General features: G+C 43.0%; 17 protein-coding genes. 9 read left to right on the plus strand and 8 right to left on the minus strand.

Annotated features, from left to right (window positions below):
• Positions 1-35: 35 nt before the first annotated feature.
• The 3 genes from C9J01_RS05015 to C9J01_RS05025 all read right to left on the minus strand — a co-directional run bounded on the left by C9J01_RS05015 (position 36) and on the right by C9J01_RS05025 (position 1,547).
• A complete protein-coding gene (locus C9J01_RS05015; protein WP_107297431.1) occupies positions 36-626 on the minus strand; it encodes a TetR/AcrR family transcriptional regulator in 591 nt (196 codons plus the stop codon).
• Positions 627-785: 159 nt separating this feature from the next.
• Positions 786-1,034, minus strand: a complete 249-nt coding sequence (locus C9J01_RS05020; protein WP_107296984.1) for a hypothetical protein — start codon at positions 1,032-1,034, stop codon at positions 786-788.
• Between the two features lie 159 nt (positions 1,035-1,193).
• Entirely contained in the window at positions 1,194-1,547 is a 354-nt protein-coding gene (locus C9J01_RS05025) for a DUF2750 domain-containing protein (RefSeq protein ID WP_107296985.1), read from the minus strand.
• A 231-nt stretch (positions 1,548-1,778) separates the two neighbouring features.
• On the opposite strand from C9J01_RS05025, the gene C9J01_RS05030 reads away from it, so the two are divergent.
• The 4 genes from C9J01_RS05030 (at position 1,779) to C9J01_RS05045 (ending at position 4,855) form a co-directional block, all read left to right on the plus strand.
• Positions 1,779-2,375 (plus strand): class I SAM-dependent methyltransferase, encoded by a 597-nt coding sequence (locus C9J01_RS05030; protein ID WP_107296986.1) that lies wholly within the window; start codon positions 1,779-1,781, stop codon positions 2,373-2,375.
• A gap of 202 nt (positions 2,376-2,577) precedes the next feature.
• On the plus strand, positions 2,578-3,474 hold the full coding sequence (gene rarD / locus C9J01_RS05035; RefSeq protein ID WP_107296987.1) for an EamA family transporter RarD: 897 nt from the start codon (positions 2,578-2,580) through the stop codon (positions 3,472-3,474).
• A 133-nt stretch (positions 3,475-3,607) separates the two neighbouring features.
• Positions 3,608-4,006 carry a globin gene (locus C9J01_RS05040; RefSeq protein WP_107296988.1) on the plus strand — a complete coding sequence of 133 codons (399 nt, stop codon included), beginning with the start codon at positions 3,608-3,610 and terminating at the stop codon, positions 4,004-4,006.
• A gap of 9 nt (positions 4,007-4,015) precedes the next feature.
• Positions 4,016-4,855, plus strand: a complete 840-nt coding sequence (locus C9J01_RS05045) for a ceramidase (RefSeq protein WP_237156875.1) — start codon at positions 4,016-4,018, stop codon at positions 4,853-4,855.
• A gap of 27 nt (positions 4,856-4,882) precedes the next feature.
• Here the strand turns inward: C9J01_RS05045 and C9J01_RS05050 are convergent, their stop codons facing one another.
• From C9J01_RS05050 to nrdD, 4 genes are all read right to left on the minus strand, one after another.
• The gene (locus tag C9J01_RS05050) at positions 4,883-5,146 is read right to left on the minus strand and encodes a DUF2960 domain-containing protein (RefSeq protein WP_107296989.1); all 264 of its coding nucleotides are present in this window, start codon (positions 5,144-5,146) and stop codon (positions 4,883-4,885) included.
• 33 nt (positions 5,147-5,179) lie between these two features.
• Positions 5,180-7,177, minus strand: coding sequence for an EAL domain-containing protein (locus C9J01_RS05055; RefSeq protein ID WP_107296990.1), 1,998 nt, complete (start codon positions 7,175-7,177; stop codon positions 5,180-5,182).
• A 632-nt stretch (positions 7,178-7,809) separates the two neighbouring features.
• On the minus strand, positions 7,810-8,283 hold the full coding sequence (nrdG, locus tag C9J01_RS05060) for an anaerobic ribonucleoside-triphosphate reductase-activating protein (protein ID WP_107296991.1): 474 nt from the start codon (positions 8,281-8,283) through the stop codon (positions 7,810-7,812).
• 66 nt (positions 8,284-8,349) lie between these two features.
• Positions 8,350-10,470: an anaerobic ribonucleoside-triphosphate reductase gene (nrdD, locus tag C9J01_RS05065; RefSeq protein ID WP_107296992.1), complete on the minus strand. Its 2,121-nt coding sequence runs from the start codon at positions 10,468-10,470 to the stop codon at positions 8,350-8,352.
• Positions 10,471-10,848: 378 nt separating this feature from the next.
• Between nrdD and C9J01_RS05070 the strand changes: the two genes are divergently transcribed.
• The 5 genes from C9J01_RS05070 (at position 10,849) to C9J01_RS05085 (ending at position 14,998) form a co-directional block, all read left to right on the plus strand.
• Positions 10,849-12,288 carry an MltF family protein gene (locus tag C9J01_RS05070; RefSeq protein ID WP_107296993.1) on the plus strand — a complete coding sequence of 480 codons (1,440 nt, stop codon included), beginning with the start codon at positions 10,849-10,851 and terminating at the stop codon, positions 12,286-12,288.
• 191 nt (positions 12,289-12,479) lie between these two features.
• Entirely contained in the window at positions 12,480-12,611 is a 132-nt protein-coding gene (locus C9J01_RS29990; RefSeq protein ID WP_272898706.1) for a hypothetical protein, read from the plus strand.
• A gap of 329 nt (positions 12,612-12,940) precedes the next feature.
• Positions 12,941-13,399, plus strand: a complete 459-nt coding sequence (locus C9J01_RS05075) for a MarR family winged helix-turn-helix transcriptional regulator (RefSeq protein WP_107296994.1) — start codon at positions 12,941-12,943, stop codon at positions 13,397-13,399.
• A 113-nt stretch (positions 13,400-13,512) separates the two neighbouring features.
• Positions 13,513-14,544, plus strand: a complete 1,032-nt coding sequence (locus tag C9J01_RS05080; protein WP_107296995.1) for a porin — start codon at positions 13,513-13,515, stop codon at positions 14,542-14,544.
• 19 nt (positions 14,545-14,563) lie between these two features.
• Positions 14,564-14,998, plus strand: a complete 435-nt coding sequence (locus tag C9J01_RS05085; protein WP_107296996.1) for a DoxX family protein — start codon at positions 14,564-14,566, stop codon at positions 14,996-14,998.
• 31 nt (positions 14,999-15,029) lie between these two features.
• Here C9J01_RS05085 and C9J01_RS05090 read toward each other — a convergent pair whose 3' ends face one another.
• Entirely contained in the window at positions 15,030-15,527 is a 498-nt protein-coding gene (locus C9J01_RS05090; protein WP_107296997.1) for a GNAT family N-acetyltransferase, read from the minus strand.
• Between the last annotated feature and the right edge of the window lie 9 nt (positions 15,528-15,536).

Here is a 15,536-nt window from a genome sequence, read left to right on the forward strand (position 1 = left end):
CGTATTTGAGCAATACGATGAATTTCATTTCTTCGCTAAATTCGCCACTGGCCTATCAGATTATCAACTTCATGCCAGAAACGCTGGTGATCATTCGTTTCTAGCTCCATGCTCTGGAACAAATGACTACTGAGGTAAACACCATAAATCTGGTACACACACTGCCAACTATCCAAGGCCGTCTTAAACTCGCCTTGCTGCTTACCTTGTTCAAACTGACGGTACAAATAGCCAAGCCAGCGCTTAGTGACTTCTTTTAACCTCAGTTGCATTGATGGCTCTTTTTCGCCTCGATCAGTCCAAGCATCCAAGAACATACAACTACCCTGAAATGAACGATTCCAGGCCAACCAGTTTGCAAGCAGAAGCCGTAACTTTTGCTCGATTGTCTCTGGTGTTTGCATACGGGCAGGTTGAATGACTCGCTCTACAAACTGTTCTCCGGCAAAGTCCAAAACGGCAATCTGCAAATTTTCCCGAGAGTTGAAATGGGCAAATAAACCGCTTTTGGACATACCTGAGGCTTTAGCCAACTGACCAATCGTCAAGCTATCAAGCCCGTCACGGCTCGCCAGCGAGAAAGCTGTATTCAAAATATGCAGGCGGGTTGCCTCTTTCTTACTCATTGATTGTTGGTTCATTTATTACCAGGTACTCATTTCTATTTGCAGATTGCGGCTTACCTCACCTTTTTAGCACGATCGTACTATTAATGAAAGTAGGAAAAAGCCGAATACCCAGCACAGCATTAGTTAACCAGCGACAAGTCTTGCAATGTTAACTGGTTAGCGCTCCGCAAACCGGAATAAGCTGTCGATGCGAACAGGGCAATTTCCGACTTGGTGAACCATATCTTCGGCTTGCTTGAGCGAGTCGTAACTACAAGGGATACCATAAGTATCTGTAATTGGGTACTCATTACCTTCAGCATCAATAAAGTTCACACCCCACCCTGCACTGAGGAAATCATGCACTAAACGGGCTTCGACAATTGCATTCTCTGCCATTAACTGGCGACACTCTGACAGGACCATAATACTCTCCTAGCAGAAAGAGCCTTGTATCCCAGTTAAACCATGCCACTAACAACCAAAGAGGATATCGGCTCAGGAAAAGTTTCAGTACAAGTATAGCAAGGGCACAAAAAAGGCTACCAAGTGGTAGCCTCATGAGTTCTTTTAGGTGGGGAGTACTTATAGGTACATTTTCGCCACATCTGAAGGTTCTTTCTCTGAGCCTTCTAGCTGATCAGTCCAATTCAGGCCAACCAATACGCCATCTTCAGCCAGCGTGATCATCCAGTCTTCGACGAACACATCCAACGGGATCATTACTGCCGTGAATTCAGCCCACTCGTCAACACAGTGAACTTTCGCATCTGCCTCGTTAGACCAGAATGGCATTACTTCAGATTCTTCGAACTCGCTAGAGTCAACAGAAAGCCAGTCACCCTCTTCATTACAAAGACCCCATACCTGCTGGCTATCTTTGGTTTCTTCAACAAACAGATCGCAATTTGCTTTAATATCTGTGGTTAACTTAGTCATTCTATTCTCTCTTATGTATGTTTATACCCAAGTGACTCGGATACAGCATCAGTAACTTGATGTGTGCTAATAATACCAGAGAATCATGACAGAAGATGTACAATTTATCGTGATATCTGCTGCTAACTTCATCAGATTATTACCTCTTTATCCTTAGCACTCAGAAGGTGGCTATACTTGTTTAGATGACCGGAACAACAATACTTAACGGGCAGTATTAGAGGATATCGCATGGCAACGGTTGACTGGCTAACTAACTTGAGTAATCAGACCATTCTGAATCCGCGATCGCACCTCATAGAAGCCCACGAGTACATCGGAGAACTTGGAGAGAGAAAGGTCGCAGTTGATTGTGCCTGCGGTAATGGTAGAGATACACTTTACCTCTTGGAGCAAGGCTATCATGTCTATGCCTTTGACAATGACCGTCCTCGCCTAGCTGCATTGTCTGAACACCCGCTGCTCGGCGCCCACCCCAACTTGGACATTCAAATAAGCAGTTTTGCCGATTATGAGTTCCCTCGGGCCAACCTAATCAACGCCAGTGCCTGCCTGTTCTTTTGTACACCACACGATTTCAATATACTCTGGACCAATATTTCTAGTAGCTTGAAAAAAAGCGGGATTTTTTGCGGCCACTTCTTGGGCAAAGAAGCGTTGGAGCCCAATGAAACTTTACCTATCCTTACCCACAGCCAGTTTGAACTTGAGCAGCTATTTGCTGACTTTTACATTATTTCCTGGAAGAAGAAGCAAGAGTACTCAGCGAATCTAACCGGGAAAAAACGTCTTTGGCTGATCCATACCATCATCGCGATGAAGAAGTAACACCCAATATATCAAGCTACCCAATAAGAAATAAAAAACTAGCGGTTCATGTTCGTTTTTTGTTCTTGTTTAGATGAATCCATGACAAAATAGCCATCCCCAATAGGTTCCACCAGCGTTTTCACCAAGTCACACTCAATCAATGCCTTGAATGAGTGCTATTGGGTTTTTGTCTTTCATATACTTATGTAGGTTTGCTGCTATGCACACTCAGCGTGCCGGAAATGCGCTTGCTGCATTTTCTTTTGTGCTGTGGGGGATCCTCCCTCTTTATTATCAATTTCTGCCAAGAGCAGATATCAATGAATTGCTAGCTTTTCGGATTGTTTGTTCTATTCCGTTCATGCTGCTAGTGATGCTGCTTTTACGTCGGCCAATGCCTAAACTTGTTCAGGTTTGGCAAGACAAGCGCTCCTTGGTAATGGCTGGCATTGCCGGTTTAACCATGTGCGTATCTTGGTATGCCTTTACTTGGGCAATTACCCATGACCAAGTACTTGCTGCGAGTTTAGGCTTCTTTATCAACCCTCTGTTTGCCATTGCGCTAGGCGTTCTTTTCCTCAAGGAGAAGCTCAGCAAAGCCCAATCAGCAGCGGTTGTTTTAGGTATCCTGGGAATTGGCTACCAAGTGTGGCACTACGGCGACCTGCCGTGGATTTCATTAATAATGGGCAGCTTCTTTGCCATTTATGGCCTGTGTAAAAAATACATCCGTTACGATGCCCTTACTTCGGTAACTATAGAGGCAGTGATACTCGCGCCGTTTGCACTGTTGTACTTGGGGTATACCTATGCAAACCAAACCTCGACAGCACTCTCTGCAGACTTTACTACCTTGTTGCTCTATGTAGGTTCAGCACCTGTAACGTTGGCACCTTTGATTTTCTTTGCCCTTGCCATCAGTCGTACCAGTTTAACCATGGTTGGCCTGATGCAGTACATTGAACCGACATTGCAGTTCTTGCTCGCAGTTTTCCTGTTTGGTGAAGTGTTTGATCAAGTCAAGGCGGTTAGTTTCGGCTTCATTTGGCTAGGTTTACTTCTATGTAGCCTTGAAGCTTTAAGCGGCTTAGCGTTGAAGCGGCTAAAAACATCTTAACACTGCTAATATAAGCCACTGAAAAAGTTATCTTTTTCAGTGGCATTATTTTTACCCACCTATGACCTGTATTGCATATTTAATTTTAAATACCATAATAATTGTATGGAATTAAATAGAGGCTCGTTGAGGTGTGGATACCCACGAAATCTTTAACGACAGCTATGAACGCTGCCAGCGCAACCAACAGTTCTTCCTCATTTTCTACCGCCGCTTCTGGGCTAAAGACGAAAGATTCAAAGACATATTTAAAGGTGTCGATATGGAGCGCCAGATCAGGATGCTCAAGCTCTCGATTTCAATGATTATGTTGGCGTCTACCTCAGATCAGGCAAGGGAAGGAATCCGGCGTTATGGTAAAGCCCATGGGCCTGATGGCATAGGTGTAAAGCCAGCGGATTTTGAAATATGGTTGGATTCTCTACTCGACACTGTTCGGATCTGCGACCCAAAATTCAATGACGAGATTGCACTAGCGTGGCGGGATTGCTTCAAAGCGGGGATCGCTATAATGAAAGAGGAATGTATATAGGGAAACGCCATGTCCTCAAATTTTCAGCCCGATGATACGTCATCTGAACAAGACAAAAAGTCTGCCGCAATTAAACGTTCAAAGTTCGATTGGCGTTATATCTTACTTATTGCGATCGCACTAATTCTTGGCGCACTAGCACTCTATTTCTCCCCAATTAAACAAAGCCGTAATTTCTATGACTATGCCGATCAACGGTTGTTACTTGGTATACCCCATTTTTGGAATGTCATCAGTAACGTAGGCTTTCTTATTGTCGGTGTGATGGGGTTAATAGAAAACAAGCGCCAATCCCTCGCGGTGAAGCCGTCTATGTCATTTGCTTACCAGCTCTTCTTCATTAGCCTCATCGGTGCCTTCTTAGGTTCAAGTATTTATCACTTGGCCCCGGGAGCTTTCACTTTGATGATAGATAGGATCCCTATCACCATCGGTTTTATCAGCTTATATTGCATCATTCTGGCTGAGTACTTATCACCAAAGCTTGGAAGGGCAATGTTATTGCCAATGCTGGCTTATGGAGTGATATCTGTTGTCTATTGGTATATGACAGATGTCATTACCGGCCGTGGCGACATGGCCCCTTATGTATTGGTCCAATTACTTCCAATCATCCATATCCCTCTCATTGTGTGGCTCTACCCCAACGAGAAAAATCCAACCCGGTATTACCTTTACGCACTTGGTTTATATGTACTTTGCAAATGGGCTGAGTCTAATGATGATGAACTTTACGAACTCACCTCACAGGTTAGCGGGCATTGTATTAAACATATCCTAGCTGCGTTAGCAGGCTACTATGTTTATCTAGGGTGGAAAAAAGCGGTCACAAAAAAGCCCTGCGGTTAGCAGGGCTTCATGGTAGGATTTAGCAGCTTATTTCTTGCCGACACCACGGTTTTCTTTTTGCATCAAGGCAATCTTGCCGAACCCAAGCTTGCGGAAATGGCTATCACGGAAATCCCTCACCGCCTTGCTGCCAGAAGATACCGCTTCTACCTGCTGTTCCATTTTGAGGTATTCAGTCAAATCAATGCCTTCTGCTGCTGCCACCGCCTCATGAATCGTATGATACTGAGAGTAAGAAAACGTGATTGTTTTCTCTTCGTTCTTATAGGTATAAATAATAGTGCGCGACATAACGCCTCCAACAGCAAAATCAAGACAGGGAATTTACCCTACTTCAATTTCAGATGAAACCTTTTTTCCGGTTTGGTTTGAGCATGTCGGCATAATATGTTCAGTCATAATCTGGGCTTTTGACATCGGCTGGTATAAGAAGAACCCTTGTACAAACTGCACCCCTTTTTCTTGAATAAAGTCTAGCTCTTGAACCGTCTCAACACCTTCCACAACTATCATGGCTTGTGTAATGTGGCCAAGTTGCACGACAACATCAAATAAACTCCGACCTCGCTCTGAATCTAGGTTTTCCACTAGTGATCGATCAATTTTGATCTTATCAAAGTCAAAGCGAGAGAGGTAAGCCAGCGATGAGTACCCCGTACCAAAATCATCCAAAGCAACAGAGACCCCCATTGCTTTAATCTCCTGAATGACCTCAGCCGTTCTCACCTCATCCTGGATCAGTAGTTCTTCGGTGACTTCAATCTCTACTTGGTTGTAATTCAGCTTGCTCAAATCAATGACCTGTTTAAGTGATTGAACAAACCCTTTCCTAAGCATCGTATCCGCCGATACGTTCACCGAAATAGTGAAGTTAGGCGTATTCACCATCTCTGACGCATCCGATATCGCTTTTTCCAATACCCAAAAATCCACATCAGAGAGTAACCCTAACTGACCAAAGGATTTCAGAAAAGTCGGCCCCTTTACGCGTCCTTGAACATCTTCGTGTCGTATCAATGCTTCAAAACCAACCACTGTAGAGCTTTTGATATCCACTTGTGGCTGATAATAGAGCACAAATGATCCACTGTTTTGAAGCTGCTCCACTTCTCGCTGGGCGTTTATATTGTCCTGAATGGATGGAATAAAACTATTCAACTTAGACTTTACGGCCACTTCATCGTCCTTAAACACATGAGTGCGGAACATAGAAGACACATCTACCCCCACGGAACGCTTATCCATCACTTTAAAGAACGGGTAATAGATGGCCATCCCCAACAGAATAAGGAACAGCTGGAATATGGCTACCGACAGAGATCCCCCTGAAGAGACATATCCACTAAAAATAGGAGGTAAAAGCCAGCTGTGAACTTCACTCAATGGTGGGATCAGTCCAATGGCTGTTGCAGCGTAAGCCAGCATGAAACTGACAAGAGGTACACTCAAGAACGGAACAATCATGATCGGATTAAAAATCACAGGAATACCGAAAAGGATAGGCTCATTGATATTGAAAATAGTCAAAATCAGCGCTGCCTTTGCAAGCAGGCGGTATCCCTTACCTTTGGCAAAAAACAGCATGCAGAGCACAAGGCTTATCGTATTACCACTGCCCCCCATCCCTGTGAAGAAATCGTAAAAGTTAGTACTGATAATGTTGAGGTCAGTGCCTAAGTTCTTCCAATCCGCCATATTAGCTATGCTGATATCGTACAGCTCTGTTTTGTACATATGCAGGATATTATGGCCATTGACCCCGACGCTCCATAATACCCCACGGATAAACTCGTAAAATAGCCCATCATAAAAGGAGGTTGGGTCCAACTCAGGAAGTGTAATTTCAGGCTGAATAAATTGGATAAAAGTATAAAATAACAGGTGAGAAACGAAAGTTAGTATTGCCAATGTCAGCACACAGGTGACAATCATCTGAATAGAAGAATCGACAGTGCTAATAAACTTATCGATATTGAACAAACGGAGCTTATTAATTCTCGCAATAATGACACATGAAGCATATGCTGTCAGTAATGCAACAGCAAAACTATTGGGCAAAGCTATTACTGGCGAAATAAAATCCCATTGCTGGGAAATAATGAAAAAGGAAGCAAGTGAACAAGAAATGGGAGCAGCTTTAGGTAATCTCAAGACAGATGAGTAATACGTTGCTAGAAATATATTCAGCAGCAGTGGAAACATATGCCCAGTCATCTCCCCCACGTACCCTAGAGTCACACTGGCGCTGTCGTAGCCCATTCGTCCTGAAAAGATAGAGAGTAAATTGAAAAAAGCCGCTATCAACGAGACGGGTAATGCCATTATAAAGACATTGCTGATAGCAACTAAAATAGGATTAGTAGATAACTTTGAGAGTAATTGAGGCAATGTAAATTATCCAATTTATAAACCAAGCCGAACACTTAGTCATTAGGTAAAAATCACAACTAACGAGTTGTTACTTTTAATCATATCAAATTAGATTTACTAACACACTAAATTACATTTATATAGCCTAATGCTATATGTTATACAGAGAGAAAAACGGCTAACAAGGTGATTGAATAACAAAAAAGCATAGCTTTATTCATACTTATCAAGCCTAGCAATACTATTAAAAATTTAAATACCCTAAATCACTACCTAAAACTGTATTATGAAAATAAATATCGAAATATATATTTACATTCACAAAAATAATTGAAATTAAATTATTTCATCCGATTAAAGTAAAGAATAATTTACTGCAATTTTACACTAATGAAAAATGAATTTATGTATATATGCAATATTTAAGATAGCAAGGGTAACCTATTCGACTGTTTTCCCAGAGTTATGCACAGAAACAGTGGATAACCTTCTGATTTAAACAAAAATTTAACAAAAGAAGGTTGATTTCAGCAAGTTTTTGCCCAAAATGAGGCAGAATGACAGTGTCACGCTGTGAATATGACTTATTCTGGGTCTTTCAGGTAGTGGATAACTTGATTACTACTTCCACGCCAAACTAATTCAGGGTCATGACTGTCTTTTTCGAACTTACCATCAATCACCACATCCACATAGTCCAGCACTGCTTTCTGCTCTTCATTGAGCTCATCCATTCGGTAACCTGTCCACAGCCAAATGTCTTTACCTTGACACTCTAGCCCTACTCTCTGGACCAATTTTAGAACTGCAGAAACATTTGCTGGGTGGAGGGGGTCTCCGCCTGACAAAGACAAGCCACGGCGCTTTATCCGGCTGTCATTGAGATCCGCAATAATTTGATCTTCCATTTCCTGAGTGAAGACATGCCCAGCATCCAATCGCCATGTACTCTGGTTATAACAACCACGGCACTGGTGCATGCACCCTGACACAAACAAGGTACAGCGTGTGCCTGGGCCATTGACGACATCAACAGGATAATAGTTGTGGTAATTCATTGCAGCTCCAAATAAAAAGTGCCGATTACTCGGCACTTGATTCAATTGACGGGGTTACACCAACAATTACATGTGTTTGACGCGACGTTTAACTTCTTCTTGTTTACCGAAGTTAAATGGGCGTGCATCTGGGCTACCTAGGTAACCACATACTCGGCGGGTAACCGACACTTTAGATGGCTCATGGTTACCACATTTAGGACAAGTAAAGCCTTTGCTGGTACAGTCAAACTCGCCGGTGAACCCACACTCGTAGCACTCGTCAATTGGAGTGTTTGTGCCATAGTATGGCACACGGGTGTAGCTGTAATCCCAAACGTTCTCTAACGCTTCGACGTTATGCTGAATATTCGGATATTCGCCGTAACAAATAAAACCACCGTTGGCGATTTCTGGGTATGGCATCTCGAAATCAATCTTGTCGTAAGGATTTACTTTCTTTTCCACATCAAGGTGGAAGCTGTTGGTGTAATAGCCTTTATCTGTAACGCCATCTACCACACCGAATTCTTTAGTATCGATAGAGCAGAAACGGCTGCACAAGTTTTCACTTGGTGTGCTGTAAAGACTAAAACCGTAGCCTGTTTCTTCTTTCCAACTGTCAGTCGCCGCTTTCAGACGCTCAACGATAGCAATCGCTTTTTGACGAAGTGCCTCATTGTCGTAGACATGAGTTTCAGTGCCGTAAAGGGCATTGATGGTTTCATGAATACCAATGTAGCCTAGTGAAATCGAAGCACGGCCATTCTTGAAGATTTCAGACACATTGTCGTCTGGCTGCAAACGAACACCACATGCACCTTCCATGTAAAGGATTGGAGCAACTCGTGCCTTAACACCTTCAAGGCGGCTGATACGGGATTCCAGTGCTCGGCGGGCAAGGCCAAGTTTTTCATCCAGCAATGCGAAGAACTGTGATTCATCGCCTTTGGCTTGCAAAGCAATACGCGGCAAGTTCAAACTAACCACACCCAGGTTATTACGGCCTTCGTGGATTAGCTCGCCATTTTCTTCATAGGCACCCAAGAAGCTACGGCAGCCCATTGGGGTCTTGAATGAACCCGTCACTTCAACCACTTTGTCGTAGTTCAAGATATCTGGGTACATGCGCTTGGATGCGCACTCTAGTGCCAGTTGCTTGATATCGTAGTTGGCATCACCCTGCTTATGGTTCAGGCCATCACGAATTGCGAATACCAGTTTAGGGAAAACAGCGGTTTTGCGGTTTTTGCCCAAACCAGCGATACGGTTCTTCAGAATTGACGATTGGATCATGCGAGATTCCCATGATGTCCCCAAGCCAAAGCCGAAGGTCACGAATGGTGTTTGGCCATTCGCGGTGTGAAGCGTATTTACTTCATATTCCAAAGACTGGAATGCGTCGTAACATTCTTTTTCTGTGCGTGCCTTGGCAAATTCTTCTGGCTGCGGGATATCCCACTCTTTTGCCACTTTCAGGTGCTTCTCGAAGCTCACGGTGACGTACGGCGCCAACACTTCATCGATACGGTTGATCGTCGTACCACCATAGATATGGCTAGCTACCTGAGCGATAATCTGAGCGGTGACAGCGGTCGCTGTTGAAATCGACTTTGGTGTATCGATTTCCGCATTACCCATCTTAAAGCCATGTGTCAGCATGCCGTTTAGGTCAATCAGCATACAGTTAAACATTGGGAAGAATGGAGAGTAGTCCAGATCGTGGAAGTGGATATCACCGTCTTCGTGCGCTTTTACGATGTCACGTGGTAACAGGTGCTGCTTCGCGTAGTGCTTAGCAACGATACCTGCCAGCAAATCACGCTGTGTTGGAATGACCTTGCTATCTTTGTTGGCGTTTTCATTAAGCAGTGATGCATTGCTTTGCTCAATCAAGCCACGGATTTCGTTGTTTAGATGACTTTTCTTTTCACGGGCAATGTCACGATCATGACGATACTCAATATATGCACGTGCAACCGCTTTGTGTGGCCCCATCATCAGGTGGTTTTCAACTGCGTCCTGAATAGCGTGGATCTCAACCTGATTCTGGTCAGCAAACTGAGAAAGGACTTGCTCAGCAACAGACTCAGCATAGTTGGCATCCATTGCCTCTACAGATTCGGCAGCGCTCAATACCGCTTCTTTAATACGCTTAGTATTAAACGGTACAAGGCAACCATCACGCTTAATCACAACAGGGTTCACACAAGGCTCCTAAAAATGACAGTGTCACGAAAACCACTAAATATAGGGCTAACTAAATTGACCAATACAAGATGTGGTGTATTAAGCGAGAATTCAGGAACGGAAACATTGATCTATGTCAGTATTTTACTAAGAGCGTACAGCTAACAACCGATGTTTTCGGTTACCTCTCAAAATGGGCATTTTCACTCGTTGCATTGCAAAAATGTCAACTCATTTATTTTGCTATCAATACTGAAAACACTAAAAAAATCACTTGAATTAATTTTAGAGTTTACATTCAAATCCAGCGCCCGAGTCAGTCCTGACTCGGTAGCATTTTGTCGGTTACCTTCTCGCCCTCTATACTCAAAAGCATTATTGTGAAGAGTATTGCCTATGCGAACCGCATTGCCTTTCTTGTTCATGATTGGCGTACTGTTGTCTTCTGTCTGCGGCGCATTCCAAATCACCCCGCAGAAATACGAAAGATACACCGGTGATCTTCCTGTCATGGAAGAAGAGCGAGTTATTAGGGTTCTTGTTGCTGCTGACCTAGGGTTTTACTACTTAGACAGAGGGCAACCTAAGGGTCTCATTTCTGAGATGCTACTGCTGTTTGAAAAATTCGTCATCGAAAAAACCCAGAAAAAAATCCGTATACAAATCATCCCAGTAAATCGAGATCAGCTTCTACCGGCATTAAATGCCGGCATTGGCGATTTGGTCACCGCCAACCTGACGATTACACCACGACGAATGAAACAAGTGGACTTTAGCTACCCTATTCTCTCTGATATCCAAGAGTTGTTCATCACCCACTCGACTCGAAGTCCCATTACAAACATCAAGCAGTTATCAAAAAAGAGTGTCTGGCTGCGTGCCAGTTCGAGCTACTACCAAAGTATTCGCCGTATCAACAAACGGCTTGAGAAACTAGGGAAAGAGCCAATGTTTGTTCATTTCCTCGAAGAAACGCTTCAGGACTTTGAGATGTTACAGATGGTCCAAGAAGGCATTATTCCTATGACGGTTCTGGATTCACACAAAGCAGAATTTTGGGATTTGGTTACTGACGATTTACAGATCCACTATGAATACCCTATCCGCAAAAATGGGGCTATCGGATGGAGCTTTCGTAAAAACAGCCCTGAATTTAAAGCTTTGGTGGACGAGTTCGTGGAAAACAACCGCCGGGGTACACTAAACGGCAATGTCTTGTTCAACCGCTACCTCAACAGTAAACAGTGGTTCCAAAAAGTCATGAGCCCAGAGAACATTGATAAATTCAAAGAACTAGAAGATCGGTTCATTCGTTACGGTAACATGTATGATATCAACTGGTTAATTATCGCGGCTCAGGCTTATCAAGAATCAGGCTTTGATCAGTCCAAACGCTCCCATGCCGGTGCCATCGGGATCATGCAGGTACTCCCCCAGACAGCCAGCGAGCCCTACATCAATATTCGCAACATCCAAAATATCGAGAACAATATCCATGCAGGGGTCAAATATATGGATTTCATTCGCGAGAGGTATGTGACGGATGATGACACCGACGAACTGAATCAACTCTACTTCGCACTTGCTAGCTACAACGCTGGGCCAAACAGGATAAGGCGATTAAGAAAGGTTGCTGAGGAGCGCGGTTATGACCCAACCAAGTGGTTCAACAATGTCGAAGTGATTGTCAAAGAAGAAGTCGGCATGGAGCCTATTACTTATGTAGGGAACATCAACCGCTATTTCACCATTTATAAGCAAATCTTTTCTTTGCAAAATGCTGCTGGACAGCGCATGGCAAGTCAAAACAGGCTACGCTTCAAACTGTCTCGCTAGCCAATATAATTGCTTAAATTTCACCCAAGCAACCGTAAAAAAGCATAGATGGTGAGATCAATGTCGCGCTTTCATTAACCTGTCATTTAACACCCCTAACCTTGCCAGTAAAACGTTAAGTAATGGATCGTTCCCGTAAAGGAATAACTTGCTATGGGCCTCTGCCATAGCACTATACAAGGTGTGTAACTATGGATTTACTAAACAATACAACGATTGTGGTACCGACAGACGAAGAGCTACTGGCAGACTGCCCTGATAGCCTGAACTTGAATGATGATGAAGGCGAGTTATCTAACGAAGTCATCAACCTTTTATCATAGCCCCATCAAAGTCCTAAACTGCCGTATATCACTTTATACGGCAGTTCATTGCATTAGCATCCATAACCATCATTTCAATTACCATCACGCTCACCACTATAGACTTTGATTTGAATTTCTTTTTAATCATCAGCTTATACTCAGAGTGCTCTTCGTCTTTTCAACCCAACGCTTACAGAACCAACATTGTGTTACATTTAACCTACCACTTTAGTTGCACCTACAACATAATTATGGACAATACGCTCATGTTGCAGGCACAACAAGTGTAGGGTTATTTCCCAAAGCCACGTACAATTGAGTAAAACTAGAGTTAAAGTGCAGTGAATATGGACTCAAATGATAACTACCCAAATTTGCCTATTGCAAAAAGCCTCGAGCAATCCCCGTTCTTTATGATGGGCGTTGTACACCGACACTTTCGAAATCAAGCTCAGAAAGAGCTAATGGCAAATTACGACATCACGACTGAAATGCAGAAAGCTTTAGAGGTCATAAATTGCTTTGAACCAATAAGCCAGCAAAAACTTGCTGATGCATTGATGAATGAAAGAAGTGCAACAAAACGATTAGTAGACAACTTAATTAAGCGTAATTTAGTAACAACAATAAAAGATGAAAACAACCAAAAGCATAAATTACTTACGCTGACTGAAGAAGGTACAAAAACACGAAAGCTTGGTGATATTATTATGCAGAAGCTAGAAAGAAAATGGTTATCCTCTTTAGAGAGTAACGAAATAGAATCAATTATAACCATTTGTAATAAACTATCTAGCAACATTTAGCATCGCTTTTATTGATTTACTGACTTTTTATTAAGGTCAGTAAATCACTACATCTATAAAAAAATCATAATTTCATTTTCATATTTAATTACTTTTGTCCTGTCGAGGAAATAATGAAGAAGTATCTAGCGCTTGCCACATTATTCTGTGGTTTCTCTAGTCATGCCGTTGAGTTAACTGACAATATTAATATTGTTGGTTTACTGGGTGCCTATCAAACTAATGGAGGTCCATTAGCTGAAGGTTCTCAAGACGGTAACCCTATTGAAGCAAAAGTTAGACTTAATGGTTTAGCCAATTTTGACATCAATGATGACTGGGCTGTTTTTGGTCGTATGGAGTATGACCTTAACTTTCTTAACCTTAAGGAAGGGACAGAAGTAAAAAACGGTAAGCTGCGGAAACGCTATGAATACATTGGTGTCAGCCATACTGACCTTGGTAGCCTGTGGTTCGGTAAAGACTGGGGGGCAACCTATGCCCATATGCCCATTCTAAAAATGCGATACCTAGGCTTTCAAGATGTCGCAGCAGGGCAGGCTACATGGCGCAACAGTGATACCCTTCTTTATAAAAACAGTATTGGTGATTGGGGGTTTGTTGCTTCCACCCAACTATCAGACTCTACCCGTAATTTTGATTATAAAGATGATGCCTTCACCACTGATGGCAATGCATTCACCATTACTTATGGCGCCTCTCCTTTTTATGGTGACGGATTTGGCATAGGTTATTCATACCATGATGCGGGTTTATATGGTCCAAATGGTGGACTTTATAAAGATAAAGGTGATGCGACACATAATATTGGGGCAAATTATCGTCAAGGCCCTTGGTATATTGGCGCCACGATTGCAAAGTCAGAATTAAATGACAATGCCAAAAGCGCTGATCTAAATAAATATACTTGGGACATTGCTGCTGAATATGCAGTAAATGATAAATTATCCATTGTTCTCCACCACGCACAAATTTATGGGCGGTGGGGCGCAGAAAATGAACGCTTTGTAGGCTACGGCGTTCATTATAATGCCTTCGATATTTTACCTTCTCTATTCCTTTTTGCTGAGGGCCGTATTTCTGATGGTGGCGATAGCGGAACCATAGAAGATACTCATGTTGCTGGCATCGAATACATATTTTAATTGTAGTTAAAGGTATAATATGGACATTTCAAAATTTAAACCATTATTCAAAGTTTCAGAAAATAGCAACTTAGAGCTTATTTTCCGCCTCATGGTAGGTTTCATCATGCTCTACCATGGCTTTCATAAATTAATGAACCCAATGGGCCTAGTACCTTTTCTTGAAATGAAAGGCATCCCGTTTCCTGTTTTGAGTGCAATCCTTGCGGCGATTACTGAGTTCTTTGGCGGTCTGGCCCTGATGCTGGGCTTGGCGACCAGATTGGCCGCCCTTGGGTTGGCAGTGTGCATGGTTGTCGCCATCATCACTATGGGTGGTTTCAGCGCTGGCTTAAACTCACTCAACGGTGGCCTTGAGTACCAATGGACACTGCTATCTGTTTTCGCTTTCTTTGTATTCTCAGGAGCGGGCAAAGCGTCATTGGATCAGTTTATCTGGAACCGCATCCGCTAACAAAAACACAAGGTGCACTCGCTTAATGGCTTTAAGCTTGTGCACCTGGCTTTATTCTCGACATCAGCACCATGTCGATATACTTACCAGCTTTGAACGTACTCAGTCGCTTGATCCCTTCCGTTTCAAACCCAACCTTATGGTACAGCGCACACGCAGTTTCATTATCGGCATGGACTTCCAACTCCAGACGGATCAAATTTAACCAATTGTCCGCCTGCTCAACCGCTTTTTCCATAAGGTATCGCCCTACCCCTTTTCCTTGGCTGGAAGGGTGTACGGCTATCGCCACAAAGGCCGCATGTCGGTCCCTCACCTTGTTAGTCATAAACAAGGTTACATGGCCAACGACCCTACCATCGACTTCAGCAACAAGGGTATAGTTATCAGGGTTATCAAATAGCTGTGCGACTGTATCCGAGCTCAAATAGGGTAGCTGGGAGGTATTTTCCGTCACTTCTGGTAATCGGTAAATATCGAACAAATCGCCATTGTCCGTTTTTTCATAGTGCCTAATCGATATTTCCACAACAATCCT

This window comes from Photobacterium rosenbergii, from assembly GCF_003026455.1.
Taxonomy (GTDB): Bacteria; Pseudomonadota; Gammaproteobacteria; order Enterobacterales; family Vibrionaceae; genus Photobacterium; species Photobacterium rosenbergii.